The sequence below is a fragment of the Rhodoligotrophos defluvii genome (assembly GCF_005281615.1).
GTDB lineage: Bacteria > Pseudomonadota > Alphaproteobacteria > Rhizobiales > Im1 > Rhodoligotrophos > Rhodoligotrophos defluvii.
Genome location: NZ_SZZM01000003.1, coordinates 140011 through 160775, shown reverse-complemented (window position 1 = coordinate 160775; position 20765 = coordinate 140011). Strand labels below are relative to the sequence as shown.

Annotated in this window: 24 protein-coding genes; 23 read left to right on the top strand and 1 reads right to left on the bottom strand. The window is 65.9% G+C overall.

Annotation, left to right across the window (positions count from 1 at the left end; all coding sequences use genetic code 11):
- Positions 1-66: 66 nt before the first annotated feature.
- The 9 genes from E4P09_RS15050 (at position 67) to E4P09_RS15005 (ending at position 10338) form a co-directional block, all read left to right on the top strand.
- Positions 67-231 (top strand): hypothetical protein, encoded by a 165-nt coding sequence (locus E4P09_RS15050; protein ID WP_137390458.1) that lies wholly within the window; start codon positions 67-69, stop codon positions 229-231.
- A gap of 200 nt (positions 232-431) precedes the next feature.
- On the top strand, positions 432-989 hold the full coding sequence (locus E4P09_RS15045) for a hypothetical protein (protein ID WP_137390457.1): 558 nt from the start codon (positions 432-434) through the stop codon (positions 987-989).
- 66 nt (positions 990-1055) lie between these two features.
- Positions 1056-1472: a hypothetical protein gene (locus tag E4P09_RS15040; protein WP_137390456.1), complete on the top strand. Its 417-nt coding sequence runs from the start codon at positions 1056-1058 to the stop codon at positions 1470-1472.
- Positions 1465-2109, top strand: a complete 645-nt coding sequence (locus tag E4P09_RS15035; RefSeq protein WP_137390455.1) for an antitoxin of toxin-antitoxin stability system — start codon at positions 1465-1467, stop codon at positions 2107-2109. The genes E4P09_RS15040 and E4P09_RS15035 overlap by 8 nt, the downstream gene beginning before the upstream one ends.
- Before the next feature lie 146 nt (positions 2110-2255).
- Positions 2256-6578: a strawberry notch family protein gene (locus E4P09_RS15030; protein WP_137390454.1), complete on the top strand. Its 4323-nt coding sequence runs from the start codon at positions 2256-2258 to the stop codon at positions 6576-6578.
- Positions 6578-7618: a DUF7146 domain-containing protein gene (locus tag E4P09_RS15025; protein WP_137390453.1), complete on the top strand. Its 1041-nt coding sequence runs from the start codon at positions 6578-6580 to the stop codon at positions 7616-7618. Before E4P09_RS15030 ends, E4P09_RS15025 begins: the two co-directional genes overlap by 1 nt.
- 302 nt (positions 7619-7920) lie before the next feature.
- On the top strand, positions 7921-8847 hold the full coding sequence (locus E4P09_RS15020; protein ID WP_137390452.1) for a DUF2493 domain-containing protein: 927 nt from the start codon (positions 7921-7923) through the stop codon (positions 8845-8847).
- A gap of 140 nt (positions 8848-8987) precedes the next feature.
- The gene (locus tag E4P09_RS15015; protein WP_137390451.1) at positions 8988-9428 is read left to right on the top strand and encodes a hypothetical protein; all 441 of its coding nucleotides are present in this window, start codon (positions 8988-8990) and stop codon (positions 9426-9428) included.
- A gap of 583 nt (positions 9429-10011) precedes the next feature.
- A complete protein-coding gene (locus tag E4P09_RS15005; protein WP_137390450.1) occupies positions 10012-10338 on the top strand; it encodes a DUF736 domain-containing protein in 327 nt (108 codons plus the stop codon).
- A gap of 57 nt (positions 10339-10395) precedes the next feature.
- Here E4P09_RS15005 and E4P09_RS26030 read toward each other — a convergent pair whose 3' ends face one another.
- Entirely contained in the window at positions 10396-10554 is a 159-nt protein-coding gene (locus tag E4P09_RS26030) for a hypothetical protein (protein WP_170984455.1), read from the bottom strand.
- 2 nt (positions 10555-10556) lie between these two features.
- Here E4P09_RS26030 and E4P09_RS15000 point away from each other — a divergent pair, with 2 nt between their 5' ends.
- The 14 genes from E4P09_RS15000 to E4P09_RS14935 all read left to right on the top strand — a co-directional run bounded on the left by E4P09_RS15000 (position 10557) and on the right by E4P09_RS14935 (position 20760).
- Entirely contained in the window at positions 10557-10808 is a 252-nt protein-coding gene (locus tag E4P09_RS15000) for a helix-turn-helix domain-containing protein (protein WP_107815998.1), read from the top strand.
- A gap of 111 nt (positions 10809-10919) precedes the next feature.
- Positions 10920-11195: a DNA -binding domain-containing protein gene (locus E4P09_RS14995; RefSeq protein WP_137390449.1), complete on the top strand. Its 276-nt coding sequence runs from the start codon at positions 10920-10922 to the stop codon at positions 11193-11195.
- Between the two features lie 129 nt (positions 11196-11324).
- On the top strand, positions 11325-11648 hold the full coding sequence (locus tag E4P09_RS26575) for a transcriptional regulator domain-containing protein (RefSeq protein WP_239025216.1): 324 nt from the start codon (positions 11325-11327) through the stop codon (positions 11646-11648).
- Between the two features lie 61 nt (positions 11649-11709).
- Entirely contained in the window at positions 11710-12081 is a 372-nt protein-coding gene (locus E4P09_RS26570) for a DUF2285 domain-containing protein (protein WP_239025215.1), read from the top strand.
- A 138-nt stretch (positions 12082-12219) separates the two neighbouring features.
- The gene (locus E4P09_RS14980; protein ID WP_137390447.1) at positions 12220-12501 is read left to right on the top strand and encodes a helix-turn-helix transcriptional regulator; all 282 of its coding nucleotides are present in this window, start codon (positions 12220-12222) and stop codon (positions 12499-12501) included.
- The gene (locus tag E4P09_RS14975) at positions 12501-13661 is read left to right on the top strand and encodes a replication initiator protein A (RefSeq protein WP_137390446.1); all 1161 of its coding nucleotides are present in this window, start codon (positions 12501-12503) and stop codon (positions 13659-13661) included. The genes E4P09_RS14980 and E4P09_RS14975 overlap by 1 nt, the downstream gene beginning before the upstream one ends.
- Positions 13658-14311, top strand: coding sequence for a ParA family partition ATPase (parA, locus tag E4P09_RS14970; RefSeq protein ID WP_137390445.1), 654 nt, complete (start codon positions 13658-13660; stop codon positions 14309-14311). Before E4P09_RS14975 ends, parA begins: the two co-directional genes overlap by 4 nt.
- Positions 14308-14556: a ribbon-helix-helix protein gene (locus E4P09_RS14965; protein ID WP_137390444.1), complete on the top strand. Its 249-nt coding sequence runs from the start codon at positions 14308-14310 to the stop codon at positions 14554-14556. Before parA ends, E4P09_RS14965 begins: the two co-directional genes overlap by 4 nt.
- Positions 14553-15062 (top strand): DUF2840 domain-containing protein, encoded by a 510-nt coding sequence (locus E4P09_RS14960; RefSeq protein ID WP_137390443.1) that lies wholly within the window; start codon positions 14553-14555, stop codon positions 15060-15062. Before E4P09_RS14965 ends, E4P09_RS14960 begins: the two co-directional genes overlap by 4 nt.
- The gene (locus tag E4P09_RS14955; RefSeq protein ID WP_024846188.1) at positions 15059-15604 is read left to right on the top strand and encodes a S26 family signal peptidase; all 546 of its coding nucleotides are present in this window, start codon (positions 15059-15061) and stop codon (positions 15602-15604) included. Before E4P09_RS14960 ends, E4P09_RS14955 begins: the two co-directional genes overlap by 4 nt.
- A gap of 68 nt (positions 15605-15672) precedes the next feature.
- Positions 15673-16011, top strand: a complete 339-nt coding sequence (locus E4P09_RS14950; RefSeq protein WP_170984454.1) for a DUF736 domain-containing protein — start codon at positions 15673-15675, stop codon at positions 16009-16011.
- A gap of 3 nt (positions 16012-16014) precedes the next feature.
- Positions 16015-16770 carry a lytic transglycosylase domain-containing protein gene (locus E4P09_RS14945; RefSeq protein WP_137390441.1) on the top strand — a complete coding sequence of 252 codons (756 nt, stop codon included), beginning with the start codon at positions 16015-16017 and terminating at the stop codon, positions 16768-16770.
- A 243-nt stretch (positions 16771-17013) separates the two neighbouring features.
- On the top strand, positions 17014-18753 hold the full coding sequence (locus tag E4P09_RS14940; RefSeq protein ID WP_137390440.1) for a relaxase/mobilization nuclease domain-containing protein: 1740 nt from the start codon (positions 17014-17016) through the stop codon (positions 18751-18753).
- Between the two features lie 21 nt (positions 18754-18774).
- Positions 18775-20760: a conjugal transfer protein TraG gene (locus tag E4P09_RS14935; protein WP_137390439.1), complete on the top strand. Its 1986-nt coding sequence runs from the start codon at positions 18775-18777 to the stop codon at positions 20758-20760.
- Positions 20761-20765 lie beyond the last annotated feature (5 nt).

Here is a 20765-nt window from a genome sequence, read left to right as displayed (position 1 = left end):
TCAGACACTTCGGGCGCCTGTCGCGCGGGGGATGGTCCCCCGCCTCCAAGACAGGAGCCGGAACCCATGTCCTATGCAGATGCCACCGCCTTCGCCGCCAGCCTCGCCGCCACGCTGATGGTCTCGATCGTCGTGTTCGAGGCGGGGGACGGCACCCACGGCGCCATGCCCGCCAATGAGTTCGATGGCGATGAGGAAATGGTGAAGCTGGAGCTCGATCCCTTCGGATGAGGCGCGAAAGCGCCTCATCCTCGACGGCCCGGGCCGCGGAAGCGCGTCCCGGGCCTTCCGCCTGGCGATGATCACCCATCGCCGGGGGTGGCGCCAAGGTCAAGGCCCGCGGCGATGAGAGGGAGAGTGCGGGCCGGTTTGGCCGTGACGGGTTAAAAGGTGGAGGAGAGGCCTCCGCCGCCCGTCGCGGAGTGATCCCGATGACCCTTTCCCGCCATGATACCTTCCGCTCCATCGGCCAGATTCTTGCCGCCGATGTGCTTCCGGCGCTTTGCCGCGCCGAGAGGCTGCCGCTGCGCGTCACCTGCCTCGGCACGGTCAACGATGACGGTGGCGACGATGCCGATGGTTTCGATCGCACCCTCCTGCTTGGTGAATGCCCGTCGCCCGAAGAGGCCATGGACCTCGCCATTCTGCGCGTGTCGCGCGGCGACATCCACGCAGGTCGCGACGATGCGCTGCGCTTCCGGCCGCGCATCGCGGTCATTCAGGACAGCGAATACGGTCTGGTGCTCGCCGGTGAAATCCGCGCCGGGATCATCCTCTGGCGCCAGCCGGTCGCGTCCGACGCCGAGGCCCGCCGCATCGTGACCGAGGCCAGCCGTCTGCGCGGCATGGCTTTCGCCGCGTCAGGGCACGGGGAGCACGGATCGGCGCGCGACCTGCGCTACCGCGCCAGCCTGCTCGAGGCGCGGCTCGTCGATCCGTTCTGGCGGGAGACCGCCGCCGAGCTGCTCAGCCTGCCGCGGGCCGCCTGATCTTCCATCCATTCCCATCCATTCGGCCCGGTCTCGCGTCGGGCCTTGTCATGTCCGGAGGCCGTCATGGCTGACTATTACACGCATTTCTCCTGCCTGCTCGATGTGGGCACCCCCGAGAACGCCACCTGCGCGCTCGAACTCTACAATGCCCTGTCTGACGAGAACGCCGGCGAGGATCCGCCCTCGGATGGGTTCACGTTGTCGATCCAGCCCGAGCATGGCGGCTCGCATCTCTGGATGCGCGATGACGGCACTGGCGATCCCGAGCATGTCATCCAGTTCGTCAAGCGCTGCGCGGCCGAGTTCGGCCTGACCGGGCGATGGGGCATGCAATACGCCAACACCTGTTCGAAGCCGCGTCTCGATGGCTTCGGGGGCGGAGCGCATGTGCTCGACCTCGCCACCGGCGAGACAGTGGACTGGATCTATACCGATGGCTGGCTCGCCACCGTGCTGGACGGAGGTGACGCTCATGCCTGAGATCATCGAAACCACCGTCTATCGTCTCGACGAGCTTTCCGACGCTGCGAAGGAGAAGGCTCGCGCCTGGTATCGCGAGGGCGGCTTTGACTACGACTGGTATGATGCCGTCTATGAGGATTTCCAGCGGATCGCGGAAATCCTCGGCATTTCCCTCAAGACCCGGCCCGTTCGTCTCTATGGTGGGGGCACGCGGCAGGAACCGTGCATCTGGTTCCGGGGTTTCTGGTCGCAAGGGGACGGGGCCTGCTACGAAGGCTTCTGGTCCTATGCGAAGGGTGCGGCGAAACGCATCCGGGACTATGCCCCGCAGGATGGCGCCCTGCACCAGATCGCAGATGCATTTCAAGCGATCCAGCGGCGCAACTTTTACCAACTTCGCGCCGAGATTGCCCATCGCGGGCACTACTATCACGAATACTGCATGGTGATCTCGGTCGAGCGCGACGGCCCGGTCTGGCAGGACATGACGGCCGATGCCGAAGATGCGGTGATCGAGGTGCTGCGCGATCTTGCCCGCTGGCTCTATCGCCAGGTCGAACGGGAATATGACTGTCTCTCGTCCGACAAGGCCGTCGACGAAACCATTCTCGCAAACGACTACACCTTCACCGAGGCAGGTCGCCGCTTCGGTTGATCGAGAAGCGCCCGACCGTCTGGTCGGGGCGCTTTTTGTATGTCGCGATACTCAGAGTGAGAGGCCTGCCGGGACGGGGCGAGTCCGGGCGGTCGAGAGAGCGCTGGCCGGGCTCTCCCGTTCCCGCTCTCCCGAGGTCCCCTCTCATGAACATGGCTTCCCCCGCGGCCGGTCCGGTCGCGCCGCTTGCCCCTGCGTCGGCTATCCTGGCCGCCGCCAATCTCCTGCTCCCCCATCTCGAACACGGCCGGCGCATCGATGCGATCGTCCTGCGCGCCGCCATGGAAACCGCTTGTCGAGGCTCCGACGCCACCGGCGCCTGGGGCTGGAAGGCGGCCTATGACGCCTGCGAGGTCGCGACCGTCCTGTTCCTGCGCAAATACGGCAACGCGCTTTTCCGTAAAACCGCGTCTCCGGCTGCACGGCTCGACGCGCTCACGAAGATCGCCGGGTTACTGCCGACGCATACGCGGCGCTCGGAAGAAAGCCAGAATTTCCAGCAGTTCAGCACACCGGTCCCGCTGGGCTTCGCGGCGCTGAGTGCGGCCGCGATCACGCCGGATGATGTGGTATTGGAGCCTTCGGCCGGCACCGGGCTGATGGCGATCCTGGCGCAGACTGCCGGCGGATCGCTGATCCTCAATGAACTGACCGAGACCCGCGCCGATTTGCTGTCCTCCCTCTTTCCAGCCAATCCCGTTACCCGGTTCGATGCCGCCCAGATCGACGATCACCTCGCGCCTGCTGCCGTCCCATCCGTGGTGCTGATGAATCCACCGTTCTCGGTCATGGCCAATGTCACCGGGCGCATGGCCGATGCGGCTTATCGGCACGTCGCCTCGGCGCTCAACCGGCTTGTCCCCGGTGGCCGACTGGTCGCGATCACGGGCGCGAACTTCGGCCCTGACGTGCCTGCCTGGCGCGAAGCGTTTGCTCGATTGCAGGAACGCGGGCGGGTGATGTTCACCGCGACTGTCGACGGCGCAGTCTATGCCAGGCACGGCACCAGTATCGACACGCGGCTGACCGTCATCGACAAGCTGCCCGCCGAGGATCCGTCGCTCTTCCAGGCCTCGCCGGGCACGGCCCCGGATGTCGCGACGCTGCTGCACTGGGTCGAGACCCAGGTGCCGCCGCGCCTGCCGGTCGCATTGCCGAAGGTTGCCGTTTCTGCCTCGACCGCCGCGCCGAAGACCGTGCGCGGTTATCTCACCCGCTCGGCTGCGATGCGTCCTGTCGCGGACCCGGCCAGCGATCCTGACGGCGTGGAGCTGACCTACGAGGCGCTCGACTGGTCGCCGCCTGAAGGGGCGCGGCTGTCGGACGCCATCTACGAGGAATATGCGCTGCAATCCCTGCGGATTCCCGGTGCGCAGCCGCATCCGACCAAGCTGGTGCAATCCGCCGCCATGGCCTCGGTTGCACCGCCCCGCCCGTCCTATCGGCCAATGCTGCCCGTCGACATCCATGAGCGCCTGTCCGATGCTCAGCTCGAGACGGTGATCTATGCGGGCGAGGCCCATGCCGACTATCTGGCGGGGGCCTGGACCGTCGACGCGACCTACGACAATGTCAGCGCGGCGCCCGAGGATGCGGCAGGCGCGGTGCGCTTCCGCCGGGGTTTCATGCTCGGCGATGGCACCGGCGCGGGCAAGGGGCGTCAGTCTGCCGGCATCATCCTCGACAACTGGCTGCGCGGTCGCCGCAAGGCCGTCTGGATCTCCAAATCCGACAAGCTGATCGAGGACGCACAGCGCGACTGGTCGGCACTCGGCATGGAGCGGCTGCTGATCACACCACTCTCGCGATTCGCCCAGGGCAAGCAGATCACGCTCACCGAAGGCGTCCTATTTTCCACCTACGCTACGCTACGGTCCGACGACCGCGGCGAGAAGGTTTCGCGGGTGCGGCAGATCGTGGATTGGTTGGGCTCCGATTTCGATGGAGTCATCATTTTCGACGAAAGCCATGCCATGCAGAATGCCGGCGGCGGCAAGGGAGAACGCGGCGACGTCGCCGCCTCGCAGCAGGGACGCGCGGGCCTGCGGCTTCAGCACGCCCTGCCGGACGCGCGCGTGGTCTATGTCTCGGCGACCGGCGCCACGACGGTCCACAACCTCGCCTACGCACAGCGGCTCGGCCTCTGGGGTGGCGAGGATTTTCCGTTTGCGACCCGCGCCGAATTCGTCGAGGCGATCGAGGCCGGGGGCGTGGCGGCCATGGAGGTTCTGGCCCGCGACCTGCGGGCGCTCGGCCTCTATACCGCACGGTCGCTCTCCTATGATGGCGTCGAATACGAACTGGTCGAGCACCAGCTCACGGGCGAGCAATGCCGCATCTACGATGCCTACGCCGGAGCATTCGCCGTCATTCACAACAATCTCGATGCGGCGATGGAGGCCGCCAATATCACCGGCAGCGAGGGCACGCTGAACCCGCAGGCGAAGTCTGTCGCACGCTCCGCCTTCGAGAGCGCGAAGCAGCGCTTCTTCGGCCATCTGCTGACCAGCATGAAGACGCCGACCCTGATCCGGCAGATCACGGAGGATCTGGAGGCGGGCCATGCCGCCGTCATCCAGATCGTCTCGACCGGCGAGGCGCTGATGGAGCGGAGATTGTCCGAACTGCCGACCGAGGAATGGAGCGACGTCCGCGTGGACATCACGCCGCGGGAATACGTTCTCGATTACCTCGCCCATTCCTTCCCGGTGCAGCTCTACGAACCCTTCACCGATGGCGAGGGCAATCTGTCGTCGCGCCCGGTCTTTCGCGATGGCCAGTCGGTCGAAAGCCGCGAGGCCGTGGCCCGGCGCGACGAGATGATCGAGCAGCTCGCCAGCCTGCCGCCCGTTCCCGGCGCGCTCGACCAGATCGTGCAGCATTTCGGGACCGACATGGTCGCCGAGGTGACGGGACGCTCGCGGCGGATCGTGCGCCGAGGCGAAGGTCCGGCAGCACGCCTCGCTGTCGAGAGCCGCGCTCCCTCCGCCAATCTTGCCGAAACCTCGGCGTTCATGGATGACCAGAAGCGCATCCTGGTCTTCTCGGACACGGGCGGAACCGGGCGCAGCTATCACGCCGAACTCTCGGCCAGGAACCAGCGCCTGCGCGTTCACTATCTGCTGGAACCCGGCTGGAAGGCCGATGCCGCCATTCAGGGGCTGGGTCGCACCAACCGCACCAATCAGGCGCAGCCGCCGCTCTTCCGGCCCGTCGCAACGGATGTGAAGGCCGAGAAGCGTTTCCTCAGCACCATTGCTCGACGTCTCGATACGCTGGGCGCCATCACGCGCGGCCAGCGCCAGACCGGCGGGCAAGGCCTGTTCCGGCCCGAGGACAATCTGGAATCCAGCTATGCCCGCGACGCCTTGCGCCAGCTCTATCTGCTGGTCGTGCGCGGCAAGGTGGAGGGTTGCCCGCTGGAGCGGTTTGAATCTGCCACCGGTCTCAAGCTGATGGACAGCAATGGTCTCAAGGATGACCTGCCACCGATCACCACCTTCCTCAACCGTCTGCTGGCACTGACAATCGAACTCCAGGGCATCCTGTTCTCGGCCTTCGAGCAGTTGCTTGAGGCCAGGATCGACGGGGCCATCGCCTCGGGCGCCTATGATATGGGGCTGGAAACCCTGCGCGCCGAGAGCTTCACCGTCACCGACCGGCAGGTAATCTACACCCATCCGGCGACCGGCGCCGAGACCCGGCTCCTGACCATTGCCGAGCGCAAGCGTAACCGGCCGGTCACGCTGGATGCAGCGACGGCCGAACTTGACGATCCCCGCGCGAAGCTGCTGGTCAATGAGCGTTCCGGCCGTGCCGCTGTCCAGATCCCCACCACCAGCGTCATGCTGGACGATGGCGAGATCGAACGGCGCGTCCGGCTGATCCGGCCGATGGAGGCGCACAACGTCCCCCTACGCATGATGGGCGAGACCCATTGGGTCGAGGTCGACCGGGAGACATTCGGCGCGGCCTGGAGGGCCGAACTCGCCGAGGTGCCGGAGTTTACCGACAGCACGCTGCATATGGTGACAGGTCTGCTGCTGCCGATCTGGAAGCGCCTGCCGCAGGAGTCTTCCCGCGTCTATCGCCTTCAGACCGATGAGGGCGAACGGATCATCGGCCGCCGCGTCTCTCCCGCATGGGCCGCCAGCGCCTCGACCAGCGGTGTCCCCGCTGGTCTGACGCCCGATGCGGTTTATGCCGCACTGCTGGAAGGCCGCACGGTCTTCGATCTCGCCGAAGGATTGCAGCTGCGCTGCGCCCGCGTGATGGGTGCGAACCGCATCGAGCTTTCGGGCTTCACCGAGTCGATGCGGGAGCGCCTGCGCGCCTATGGCCTCTTCAGCGAGATCATCTCGTGGAAGCTGCGCTTCTTCGTGCCGGTGGGCGCATCCGGGCCGGAGATTGCGGCCAGGCTCCTCGACCGCTTCCCGGTCGAGCGCATCGGTGAGCGGGAGGCCGCGTAATGTCCCGTCTCGACGCCACTGATCTCGCGCAGCGTCTCGGCCGTCAGGCCGAGGCGGTCTGCCGCTTCTATCTCTCGAACGGGCGCAAGCAGGGCAATTACTGGCAAGTCGGTGACGTCCGCAACACCGCCGGGCGCTCGATGTTCGTACGCTTGCATGACAGCGCCAAGGGTGTCGCCGGGAAATGGACCGACCCGGCGACCGGCGAGCATGGCGACCTGCTCGACGTGATCCGGGAATCCCTCGGCCTGATCGACTTCGCGGATGTCGCCGAGGAGGCCCGACGGTTCCTCAGCCTGCCCCGTCCGGAGCCGGGGCCGTATACAGGCCGGCCGCGAAGGCCGACGGCGCCATCGGGTTCGTCCGAGGCCGCGCGCAGGCTCTGGCGCATGACCCGGCCGATCACGGGCAGCGTCGCAGAAGCGTATTTGCGCAAGCGCGGCATTACGGATTTACGCGGAGTCGCAAATCTTCGGTTCCATCCGAACTGCTACTGGCGGCCCGAGGGCGATGGTCCGACCGAGACCTGGCCTGCGATGATCGCCGCGGTCACCGACCTCAATGGCAAGGTCACCGGCGCGCACCGGACCTGGCTCGCCCGTGACGGCTCGGCCAAGGCGCCCATCGATCCGCCGCGCAAGGCGATGGGCGACCTGCTCGGCAATGCCGTCCGTTTTGGCGAGGCGCAGGATGTCATGGCGGCGGGGGAGGGCATCGAGACCATATTGTCCCTGCGGCAGGCCATGCCCCCGATGCCGATGGTGTCCGCACTCTCGGCCGGGCATCTCGCCGCCATCCTATTTCCGACCGATTTGCGCAGGCTATATATCGTCCGCGACAACGATCCGGCAGGTGACGGCGCGCGGGATAGCCTTGTCGACCGGGCACGCGGGGCCGGGATCGAGGCGATCACGCTCTCGCCCGTGCTGGGGGACATCAACGAAGATCTCGTCATGCGCGGGCTGACTGCGCTTCGGGCGGAGGTGCGGGTACAACTCGCCCCCGAGGACGTCAGCCGCTTCATGGTCCTCACTGCATAGCCGGGAAGGGGTGTGATCGGGCGGGGTCCGGCTTGTCATGGCATATGGGACTGCACCATCACGGTCAGGGGACCGCGCCTCGGCCTTCGAGAGGGCGAGCGGCCCACAAACGGTCCGGCCCGGCAATGGCGGCGCCGGACTATTTTCCGCCGCCCCTTCGGGGCTTTGCAGCGCGAGGCAAAATAGTCCGGCTTTGCCATCGAGGCCCTCGCCAGGGCTCGGGCTGCCGGACCGGATCGCCCGTGGGCTTGTCGTCGCCATGAAGGCCGCGACGGTCGCGGTCCAGCCGAAGGACGCATCCCATGCACGCTCATGACGAACTCGAACCCGATCACAGCACCTCCCCGACGGGCCACGTCATCGAGGATCTCGAACTCTATGGCTATCGTCCCTCGGAGGACGAGGAAGATCCCCGGATCACCCCCGAGGATCACGTCATCCAGACCGCTGTCGCCGATATCTTCGACGCCCTGATTTCCAGCATGGTTGACACCAGCCTCGATTTCGACCTCGACGAGATCATGTGGTCCACGGTCAATACCTTCCACCGCGCCGTCGAGCGGATCGAGCGCAAACTGGACGACAACGAGCAGGCGCAGAGACGCCTTCAACGGGAACAGGATGGCTCGGAGGTCAAATCCGTCCAGCTCGAGACCCTGATCGGCATCGGCCAGAGCCTCATCGAGCGCCGCGACAGCATGGAGCTCTTCCGCGATACCGCCGCCGACATCTACCTGCGCACCACCGGCACGCCCTGGTCGCCGCGCTCCGGCTCACGGGTCAACCACCGCCAGATGACCGCGGCGATGATCGACAGCCGCGACTTCCTCGCCGCCAAGCGCAGGGCAGACAACGAGGTGCTGGTGCCCGCAGGGCCGAAGATCGCCTTCTCGGGTGGGGACACGGCCGACCACCGGCTGATCTGGGACAAGCTCGATCAGGTCCATGCCAAACACCCGGACATGGTCCTCCTGCACGGCGGAACGCCGAAAGGCGCAGAACGCATCGCCGCCACCTGGGCCAACAATCGCAAGATTCCGCAGGTTGCGTTCAAGCCCGACTGGGCGAAACACGCCAAGGCCGCGCCATTCAAGCGCAACGACCAGATGCTCGCCACCATGCCGATCGGCGTCATCATCTTCCCCGGAACCGGCATCCAGGACAATCTGGCCGACAAGGCCCGCAAGATGGGCATCCCGGTCTATCGCTTCGGCACGGGCAGCGCATGAGCGCTGCCCTCCAACATTCTCATGTCGAAGGACCTGCCATTCCGTCTCGCCGAGACACGCATGTTCATGCTATATTCCCGTTTGCGCCGTGGAGGTGGTGGCAGGCGCAACCGTTCAACCTTTTGCACGGAGCCGCCACCATGATCATTCTGGGCATCCTCGTTTCCATTGCCGCCATCGGCACGATGTGCTGGTTGCTGTTCAACGTCGCGGTCTTTGCGCTGCCGTTCTTCCTCGGCGTGAATGCCGGCACTTGGGCCTATGGCACAGGCGCGGGATGGCTCGGCGCAGGGCTCGTCGGCCTCCTCGCGGCTGGGCTGACCCTGGCCGTTGTGCAGGGTCTGCTCATGCTCGTCCGCCCGCTCTGGGCGCGCATGCTGATCGCCCTGGTCTTTGTCGCTCCCGCAGTCCTCGCCGGGTTCCATGCCACGCTTGGCATCGTCAAACTCACGATGCCGTCCGAGACCTGGCAGTTCGTATTCGCGATCATTGGCGCAATAGCCGTGGGCGTGTCGGCTTTCCTCCGGCTCGCGGGATGGGCGGCCGCCGGCCCGGCGGACCGGAACCTTGCGCGCGCGTGACGACGCATAGCGGCGGCTGGACGGACAGCCAGGGCAGCGTGACACCGGCCATCCCCGTCAGCAGGCAGGTGGGGATGTATCGGAGTGTACGACCCGGATCGGCGTGAGGCCCGCGCGCGGCCGTAACGGGAGCGCAAGATGTCAGCTCCGGCACTCGCCTGCCGATCCTGAACCCGGCAATGGGGGCAATGCCGGTGGAACCGTTCGTGTGGAAGGCCGCGCAAGGCCTGGGACGAAGGGTGACGGACCGGCCGTGATGCCGGCCGGGTCTGTCTTTCCTGGAACCACTGGGGCGCCATCGTCTCCGTTTCATGCCCCGACTCTCAACCGCTCCAATCGGCCTCTTCAATGGCCTGATCTGGCCGAAGACCGGCTGCGCCTCGACCGCTTCAGCGCAACAGCGCCGTCACAACTTTCTTCCCCTGCCGGTGCAGGCACCGTCATTCCTCGCGGTGACAAGAAAGTTCCTCCTTTGCTGTCCAGCCCCTGCTGCGCGGGGGTGCGCCAGCGATCGTCTCCGTCCTGTCGATCGCCATCGAGGCCGCAACGGTGCGGGCTCGAAAACGGAAAACGGAGACTTAAAATGGCGACCATCGGCACCTTCAAGAAGACCGGCTCGAACGAATTCACCGGCGAAATCGTCACCCTCAGCGTCCAGGCCAAGGGCGTGCGCATCGTCCCCGACCAGCGCGCCACCGGCGAGAATGCCCCCAGCCACCGGGTCCTGGTCGGCCGCGCCGAGATCGGCGCCGCCTGGTCCAAGCGCTCGGGCGAGGGCCGCGACTATCTGGGCCTCAAGCTGGACGATCCGAGCTTCACCGCTCCGATCTACGCCAACCTCTTCGATGACGAGGACGGCGAGGGTTACTCCCTGATCTGGTCCCGCCCCAACCGCCGCAACGGCGACTAAGGCGCGCAAGGCCCCGGCCGACAGGTCGGGGCCTCCTCCCTGCTCGCAGGAAAGCCGTCACCCCGGCCGCTGCCGCCGAATCGATTCGGAAGCGTTGAGCCAGGACGCACGCAAAGCCGGGCTCAGGATCTGCGATTTCAGATAGAAGATCGGAACAGAACGACTATTATAGCCGTAGTTCTGGAATGCGCGCCGGTCGCGATGGGAGGTGATCATGCATGATCACCTCCCGACAGTCGCGGGCCGCACGCGCGTTACTGGGTTGGACGCAGGAGACGCTCGCAGATAAGGCCCGTGTATCATTGACCGCGCTCAAGCGCCTCGAATCCGAAAGCCGGCTCGAGGTCTACGAAACTACGCGCGATCAGGTTCGCCGGGCCCTTGAAGCGGCTGGAATAGTTCTCCTGTCGACCGAACGCGGACAGGGGGTGCTGCTTGTTCATGATCGCGACGAAAAAGGACGCCGGTAAAGGGTCGGGGAATACTTGGCCCGCGCGAGCGCGTCTTTCGCAGTCAGCTAAAACCTGTAGCCGCTCGCAAGCCATTCACCCGACGGCTATTTTGTCTCAGGGGCGGCCGGTATGTCCTCGATGATCGAGCCATTCGAGGATGATGCTCCCGATGCCGAGGAACTGACGGCCTACGACCAGACGCACATCAAGCTTTACATGCGGCTCCTGGACGCCGCCGCCGACGGCGCCGAATGGACCGAAGCGGTGGAAGTCCTGTTCGGGATTGACCCTCGCATCGAGCCGGCTCGCGCGCGCCGCGTCCATGACAGCCATCTGGCGCGGGCGAGATGGATGACCCAAACGGGATATCGCCACCTCCTGTGGCAATCGGCGCCGCGGCACTGACCCGTCAGGCGGGGCCGTGAAGCGATGCCAAACCGGCATCGCTCATTGCCGTCCCTCGATCTTCCCGCATGCGGATGATGCTGGAATCGTTGAACAACTCGACCGTTCCGTCAAAGCGAGGAGGGGAGGATGCGGCCAGACACATCCCAATGGAGCGACAGCGATCGTTACGAGTTCTACGACAGCCTCTCGGTCGAGGGCCTTGCCTGGGAATGCCTGCGCCGCTCCGAACCTTATCAGGAGCATTTCGCCGAACTCGCCGCCATGAATGCGGAGACAAACCCCTACACCGATGACGCCCAGCATCTATGGGGGTTGCGATTTCCCGGCGCGACCGAGCCTTTCCGTACTCGAACAACAGGTCGTCTGGTCGCCGCTCGTCAATCCGGCCGTTCTGCTCATCGACACCGCGCCGTCGTTCCTGTCGTCGCCGCCTCCGCTCGCGCCTGCTGACGGCCGCGAAGGCCCCGAGGGCCTGTATGCGATCCACGAGGCCTATACCGACGCGCAAGTCTTGTATCTGACCGGCTGCGACGTTGGCAGCGCATCCTCCATAGTTCTGCCCCTCGACAGCGATCTACCCGACCGACTTCAGGCCGTTCTCCGTCTCTGGCATGCCGCAAACGCAGGACCAGTCCCGCACGATGCGCGCGTGACACCCTATCAGCGACGGAGGATGCGCCAGATGATGCAGGCGGCCGATGGCCGCAGCAACGGCGCCAGCTACAGGGAAATCGCGATTGCCATGTTCGGTTCCGAGCGCATCGCCTCGGAGCCCTGGCGAACATCCGCGCTCCGCGACACGGTCATCGGGCTGATTGAGAGCGCCTCCGCCCTTATCGAAGGCGGCTACCGCAGGCTGCTCCGGCACAAACGCAAGGCCTGAACCTGCCGCGCTGCCCGGGGGTGGGGATTCTTCGCCCCCAATCTTCCCCATCCACCCCGCCGATCTTTCTCCGCCACCGTGGTCGCAAATCGCCGCTGGTCCTCTGCGGCGTCCCGCAACCCCACGGAGGCTCGATCCATGCACGCTGATCCCGCCGTTCTGCCGCCGCGCTACCTACGGACGAAAGAGGCGGCCGCATTTCTCAGCCTGTCGGCCAGGACACTCGAGAAACACCGCACCTACGGTACTGGTCCCGCCTATCACAAGCTCGGCGGGCGCGTCGTCTATTCCGTCGATGATCTCAAAGCCTGGGCCGACCGCGGCGCGGTGACCTCCACTACCGATCCGCGCGGCCAGCTGGTTCCGCCCAAGCGGCAGACGCCGCCGGCCTCACCGCGGGCGGTTCGCACCGCCCGCTGATGACAGGACGGCATCGAACCCTGTCGGAGCGCGGGCAGCTCGACTTGTTCAGAGCGCTTCCGGGAGATTTCGCGCCACGAGACGCGCAGGATCTCATGGCCTATCCCTTCTTCTCCCTCTCAAAGTCTCATCGCGTCGCGCCGATCGACTTCAGCGCGGGAGCCGTCTCGATCCGCGTCGAGGCAGTCCCCGATCACGGAATGGCGACCATCTGGGACGCCGACATCCTGATCTGGGCCGCGAGCCAGATCGTGGAGGCACGCGATGCCGGGCTGCGAACCTCACGGCTTATGATGGCGACGCCCTACGAGATTCTCACCTTCATCGGCCGCGGCACCAGCCTGCGAGATTATCGGCGCCTGAAGGCCGCACTGGACCGGCTGCAATCCACCACGATTTCGACCACGCTTCGTCAGACCGCTGAAGGACGCCGCCACCGCTTCTCCTGGATCAACGAGTGGCAGGAGCGGACCAACCGCAACGGCCGACCTGATGGCGTCGAGATGATCGTCCCGGACTGGTTCTACCAGGCTGTCCTCGACGATGCGCTCATCCTCACGATCGACCGGGCCTATTTCGATTTGACGGGCGGTCTCGAACGCTGGCTCTACCGTCTCGTCCGCAAGCATGGCGGCCGGCAGAAGGACGGCTGGCGCTTCGACTTCCGCCACCTTCACCAGAAATCGGGCAGCCTGTCGCCGTTCAAGCGCTTCGCCTTCGATCTGCGCGACATCATTCGGCGCCAGCCGCTCCCCGGCTACACGCTGTTCACCGAGATCGAATACGGCGGCCGGATGTTGCTGGCCTTCGAGCCCAGCCCAGCCTGTGGAAAACCTGTGGATGGCCTCGTGCCATCGGGAACCCGGACTATCGTGCTATCGGGAACCCGGGGCTCGTGCTATCGGGAACCCAAACAGGGCGTAACGCACGGAAATCGCGTCGAAAATCGCGCCCTTAACTTAGAGTCTAACGAAGAATCTAACTTTGAAGAGCGCAGACGCGATGTGCAAAAGCTCATCGTGAAGGTCGGCAATGCGCTGAAAGTAACGTCCGGCGACAAGCACCAGACGCTGGATCGGAACGCCTCCGCCGACACTCCCGCAGCCCGTCAGCGCACCCCCAAGACGTCTTCCGGCGATCGCTCGGGAGGCGCGTCATGATCCTCGCCTTGCTCAATCAGAAGGGCGGCGTCGGAAAGACGACGCTGGCGCTCGCCGTTGCGGGCGAGTGGGCCATGCAAGGACGACGGGTCATCCTCATCGACGCCGACCCGCAAGGCTCGGCGCTCGATTGGTCCGAGATGCGCGCTCGCGAGGGGCTGCCGCGCCTGTTCAGCGTGATCGGTCTCGCCCGAGACACACTGCATCGCGAAGCCCCCGCTCTTGCCAGGGATGCCGATCTCGTCGTCATCGATGGGCCGCCGCCTGTGGCCGGACTCATGCGTTCGGCGCTGCTGGCAGCGGACATGGTGCTGATCCCGGTGCAGCCGTCGCCCTTCGACGGCTGGGCGTCTGCGGAAATGCTGGCGCTGATCTCGGAGGCGCGCATCTACCGGCCGGAACTGGTGGCCCGTTTCGTCCTGAACCGGTGCGGGGCGCGCACTGTGCTGGCGCGCGATACCGCTGAAGCGCTCGCGGATCATGACCCACCGGCCCTGGCCAGTCGCATCGGTCAGCGCATTGCATTCGCCGCCGCTGCGCAGTCCGGACGGATCGTCCGGGAACTCGACCATGAGAGCGCGGCCGCGCGCGAAATCTCCGCGCTGGCGGCCGAGGTCGCGCATCTCGGCAATCCCCGGAGCGCATCATGAGCGCCCGGGCAAACAGGAAGGGCTTCGCGACCCGGCCGGCCGATCCCGAACAATGGATCAAGGCCGGACCGCCCCCGAAACGCGACGAAGCGGCCACGAACACCGCCCGGCTGACCATCGACGTGACGCCCGAGTTGCGGGGGCGGATCAAGATCGCCGCCTTCCGGCGCGGCATGACCGTCGCCGACATGCTGCGCGAGCTCCTCGCACGGGAGTTTCCCCCAACCAGCGGAGATGGCGAATGACCCCAAGCACCACATCCGGTCAGGCTCGATCCGCGCACATGGCCGACCGGTTCACTCGTGTTGAGCTGGTCTGGGTCGAGAAGTCGGTCGAACACTGGATCAGGTTCGGCATGGCTGTGCGTGAGGAGATCCTCGACCGCCGCCGGCGTGTCCTCTCCTTCCGGCCAGGCTCCAGTTTCGCGCTCGTTCGCTGGGCTGCCAACGAACATGGCACCATCGAGTCCCGGCTCGACATCCTGTGCGCCCCGAAGCTGGGTGAAGCCTATCAGACCGTGCCGTTCGTCGATCCCGGCGGCGTTCTTCTCCTGCGCACACATGGCTGGCCCAAGGTGGAGCGCATGCTTCAGATCATCGACGCGATCGAAGCGGTGGGTATCGATGCGGTGGAGGTTTCGCCCGATCACTGGCGGCACGTCCACAATCGGCTCGCCGCCGGCGAACGGCCGCGTTCCTATTCGCCAACGCAGCACCGCGCCTGGCTGAAACGGCGGAGCGTCCAGCCATGAGCCGCCGCGCCATTGTCTGGACCATGGCGGCGGCGGGCGCGCTGATCGTCGCGCCGCATTTGACCGGGCACGGTCCCCGCTTCATCTGGAATGCGTCGGCCAGCGCGCCGATCGGCCTCTATTCCGTTCGTCCTGTGGGGCGGCTCGAGGTCGGCGATCTTGTCGCGGTCATGCCGCCGGACGATCTCGCGGGCTTCCTCGACGCGCGCGCCTATCTCCCGCGCGGCGTTCCCCTGATCAAGCGCGTTCTGGCGCTTCCCGGCACCCAAGTGTGCCGAAAGGGCGCGCAGATCATGGCTTACGATCACGCCTATGGCGAAGCCCGCGAACGCGACAGCCGGGGCCGCCAACTGCCCTCCTGGCAGGGCTGCCGGGTGATCGCCAATGGCGATGTGTTCCTAATGAACTGGGACACCGAAGACAGCCTGGACGGCCGCTATTTCGGGCCGCTCCCCCTCGCATCCGTCACCGCGCGCGTCGTGCCGATCTGGACCGACGAGAACGGCGACGGCCGCCTCGAACCGCAGGCGTCAACGCGGTGAACGCCTGCACGGGAGCGGACATGCCGCCCGTTCCCGGTCCACTCCGCCGCAAAGGAAAGGAACGTCCCATGCCGCAAATCGGTGAGTTCACCCGGCAGAAATCCGGCTTCTTCGGCCGCATCCAGACCCTCACGCTCGACAGCGAGATCGCCATCGTCGTGGTCGATGCCGCGGGAGTCGAGAACGCGCCCGATCACCGTGTTCACCTCGGCCCGGATGAAAGCGGCCCCGAGGTCGGCGCCGCCTGGTCGCGCACCGGCGAGAAGGCCGGAGACTATCTCTCGGTGCTGATCGACGATCCCGCCCTGCCGCATCCGATGCGCGCCGCCCTGTTCCAGAACGGCGCCGACGCGACGTCGTGGTCGCTGCACTGGAGTCGCGCGCCCAAGCGCGACGGAAAGGACTAAGCGATGCCGAAACACCGCTTTCGGCGTCGCCAGGGTCATGCGTTCGGGCGGCTTCGCGCTGCCCGGCGCACCACCTCACTTCTCCTTCTCGGCCTGTCGATACCTTTCGCGTCCGATACCCTGGCGCAGGTCCCTGCCGCACCCGCCGCTCAGGCCGTTCTGCGCGATCCGAACGCCCAATATGTCGCGGAAGCGTCGCTCCGCTTCGGCATTCCGGAGTACTGGATCCGCGCGGTGATGCGCGTCGAAAGCGCGGGCGATCTACGGGCGGTGTCATCGGCTGGAGCGATGGGCCTGATGCAGATCATGCCCGACACCTGGGCCGGGCTGCGCTTGCGTCACAGGCTCGGCCGTGATCCTTTCGATCGTCGCGACAATATTCTCGCGGGCGCGGCTTACCTGCGCGAGATGTTCGACCGCTACGGCAATATCGCGGCCATGCTGGCCGCCTACAATGCCGGACCGGGCCGTTACGACGAGTACCTCTCCGACGGTCGGAATCTGCCCGCAGAGACACGCGCCTATGTCGCGACCCTCGCGCCGATCTTGGGCGCGGATGCGCTCTCCGGTACGGCTTCTGTCACGCCCGCACCGCCGACCGATTGGCGCGAAGCGCCGCTCTTCGTGGCGCGGGCGGGGAACCGCGATACTGCGCCCGATACGCAGCCGCAAAGCACCCGCGCTCTCGTTCCGGGAGCGGATCAGGGCGCTGCGGAAGGCATTTTCCTTGGCGCTCAAGCCACGGGTGATGCGCCATGACCGGCCGAACGCACCATCGTGCTCTGGCGAGCTTTTGCGCACCATTGAGGGCGAAGGGGTCGGGTGCGGGCACCACGACCGGACGATGGCAGGATAAAAGGCCGCGCATTGCGGGCCGGACGGTCGGTTGTTTTTATTGGGTTTTCCAGCGCATTTCACACATTGCGGTGTCCCAGCGCAATGTGCCGGAACTGCTCATCTGCCCGGAATTGCTCGGCTTTTCGCACATTGCGGGGCAGGGTCATGGCCGGTGAGCGCGAGTTCCGCATCCGCCCTGGCCGCATCCGCTCGACACGGGCACAGCATGTGCGCCCGTTCATCGCCCAGGCACTCGCGGCGGCCAAGAAGGCCGGGGGAACGGTGTCGCGTTCTGGCCGCGTCACCTCCGGGAACCGCTCGCGCTTTGGGCACGGACAGCGGGCCAGCATCCAGGCCAATCGTTTCATCACCGCGCGGTCACGGGGAGCCGTGGTCAAGGCGCGCGTCGTGCGCCACTCCGGGCGCGCCGCGCCGCTGGGCACGCATCTCGATTACCTCAGCCGCGAGGGCGTGACCCGGGACGGGGAGAAGGCGCGTCTGTTCGGGCCGGAGACGGAGGCCGCCGAAGGGCGGGCCTTCGCCGAGCGCTGCGGCGATGACCGGCATCATTTCCGCTTCATCGTCTCGCCCGACGACGCGCTCGAGATGTCGGATCTCAAATCCTTCACGCGCGATCTCGTCGGGCAGATGGAAAAGGACCTCGGCACGCGTCTCGATTGGGTGGCCGTCGATCACTGGAACACCGAGCATCCCCATGTCCATTTGATCGTGCGTGGGGTCCGCGACGACGGACAGGACCTCGTGATCTCGCGCGACTACATCAAGGAGGGGATGCGCGACCGGGCGCGCGATCTCATCACCATGGAACTGGGGCCGCGCACCGATCACGACATCCGGCGCGCCCTCGAACGCCAGATCGAGGCGGAGCGCTGGACCCAGCTTGACCGCCAGTTGGTTCGCGACGCCCACGATGCCGGTGTGATCGACCTGGCGCCGCATCCCGACCGTCAGCCAGATGAATACCAGGCCCTCAAAATCGGACGGCTCCGGAAGCTGGAAACGCTCGGCCTCGCCGAGCAGGTCGGCCCCGGACAATGGTCGATCAGCCACGATGCCGAGGCAACGCTGCGCCAATTGGGAGAGCGCGGCGACATCATCAAGCGCATGCACCGGGCTCTGACCGAGAAGGGGATCGAGCGTGGCGCCGCAGGCTATGTGCTTGCCGCCGAGAGTGTCGACGCGCCGGTCATCGGCCGGCTGGTCGAGCGTGGGCTCGATGACGAGCTGAAGGGGACCGCCTATGCGGTGGTCGACGGCGTTGATGGCCGGACCCACCACATCAAGCTGCCCGATCTCGATGCCGCGGGCGACAGCGCTCCCGGATCGATCGTCGAGCTTCGCAGCTTCGACAATGCCAGGGGGCAGCGCCGCGTGGCGATCGCCGTGCGTTCCGATCTCGATCTGCAAGCCCAGATTTCGGCGTCCGGCGCGACCTGGCTGGACCGCCAGGCCGTCGCGCGCGAGCGGATCGATGTTTCCTCCGGTGGCTTCGGCGCCGAGGTTCGCGAAGCGATGGATCGCCGCGCCGAGCGCCTTCTGCAGGAAGGGCTGGCGGAGCGTCAGGGGCGACGCATCGTCTTCAACCGCAACCTGATCGACACGCTACGGCGGCGCGAACTCGACGCGCTCGGCGGCAAGCTGGCGACCGAGACTGGCCTGCCGTTCAACCGGGCCGCCGGCGGCGACTATGTCTCCGGCACCTACCGGCAGCGACTGGCGCTGGCCTCAGGCCGCTTCGCCATGATCGACGACGGCCTCGGCTTCCAGCTCGTGCCCTGGTCCCCTTCGCTCGAGAAGAATCTCGGCCGCCACGTCTCGGGCGTCGCGCGGGGCGACGGCGGCATCGACTGGAGCTTCGGTCGCAAACGGGGCCTCGGGCTCTGACAATCAAAGGAAGGAACCACCATGTCCGCGACGAGAATCCTCTGGGGCCAGATCATCACCGTCTTTCTGATCGTCCTCGTCACGACATGGACGGCGACACAATACGTGGCATGGGAGCTCGGGTTTCAGGTGCAGCTAGGGTCGCCATGGTTCCGGGTCGGCGGTTGGCCGGTCTATTATCCGCCCGCGATCTTCTGGTGGTGGTATTTCTATGAAGCCTATGCGCCGGGCATTTTCGCCACGGGTGGAATGATCGCGGCATCGGGCGGATTCATCGCCATTGCCGTCGCGATTCTCATGTCGGTCTGGCGAGCGCGGGAGGCAAAGAACGCGGAGACCTATGGTTCCGCCCGATGGGCGCGACCCGATGAGGTCAGGGCCGCGGGACTCCTCGATCCCGATGGCGTCGTACTTGGGCGCTTCGATCGTGCCTATCTTCGTCACGACGGACCGGAGCATGTCCTGTGTTTCGCGCCGACACGGTCTGGCAAAGGTGTCGGCCTAGTGGTGCCCACGCTCCTGACCTGGCCAGGGTCGGCAATCGTCCATGACATCAAGGGCGAGAACTGGCAGCTCACCGCGGGCTTTCGCGCCCGGCACGGCAGGGTGCTTCTGTTCGATCCGACCAATCCGGATTCGTCGGCCTATAATCCGCTGCTCGAGGTTCGCCGCGGTGAATGGGAGGTCCGCGACGTCCAGAACATCGCCGATATCCTGGTCGATCCGGAAGGCAGTCTTGAGCGGCGCAATCACTGGGAGAAGACCAGTCATGCCTTGTTGGTCGGGGCCATCCTGCATGTCCTCTACGCCGAACCCGACAAGACCCTCGCTGGCGTGGCCTCGTTCCTCTCCGACCCAAGGCGTACGATCGAAGCGACACTCGATGCGATGATGAAGACCGCGCATCTGGGGGAAGCCGGCCCGCACCCGGTCATCGCCAGCGCGGCGCGCGAACTTCTGAACAAATCTGACAATGAGCGCTCGGGCGTGCTCTCCACCGCCATGTCGTTCCTCGGTCTCTACCGCGATCCCGTCGTCGCCGAGGTGACGCGCCGCTGCGACTGGCGTATTGCCGACCTGGTGGCGGGCGAAATGCCCACGACGCTCTATCTCGTCGTGCCACCGTCTGACATCAATCGGACCAAGCCCCTTGTCCGCCTCATCCTCAATCAGGTCGGGCGTCGCCTGACCGAAGATTTGCAGACCAAGGCGGGGCGGCATCGGCTCCTGCTCATGCTTGACGAATTTCCGGCTCTCGGTCGGCTGGACTTCTTCGAGAGCGCCCTGGCCTTCATGGCAGGCTACGGTCTCAAGAGCTTCCTGATCGCCCAGTCTCTGAACCAGATCGAGAAAGCCTACGGCCCGAACAATTCGATCCTCGACAATTGCCATGTGCGCGTGAGCTTCGCCACCAACGACGAGCGAACGGCCAAGCGCGTGTCCGATGCGCTCGGCACGGCAACCGAAATGAAGGCAATGAAGAACTATGCCGGCCACAGGCTTTCGCCCTGGCTCGGGCACCTGATGGTCTCGCGATCCGAGACGGCCCGCCAGTTGCTCACGCCCGGCGAAATCATGCAGCTTCCGCCATCCGACGAGATCGTCATGGTGGCAGGCACCCCGCCGATCCGCGCGAAGAAGGCCCGTTATTTCGAGGATGTGCGCTTCAAGGAGCGCATCCTCGCGCCCCCGGAATCGGTCCGATCCGGCAAGCCACAGTCCGACGACTGGAGCGCCTTGCCGGTGCCGCAGCGTCCGCTGTTCGACACGACCACGACGACATCCGGCGATCCGGATGAAGATCCGACCGGCTCCGAGCGCCGGCATCAGCCGGAGTTGAGGCATGCCAATCCGATCGAGAAGAGGAAGCCGATCGAGAACGAGTTTGATCCGCCTGATGAGGACGGTGAGGACGATGCAACCCGCAGCCGGCGCCTCACGCAGGTGATGGGGCTGAACGTGGCGCGTCAGGTGAGCATGGATCCCGGTGACGGGATGGACCTCTGATTGCC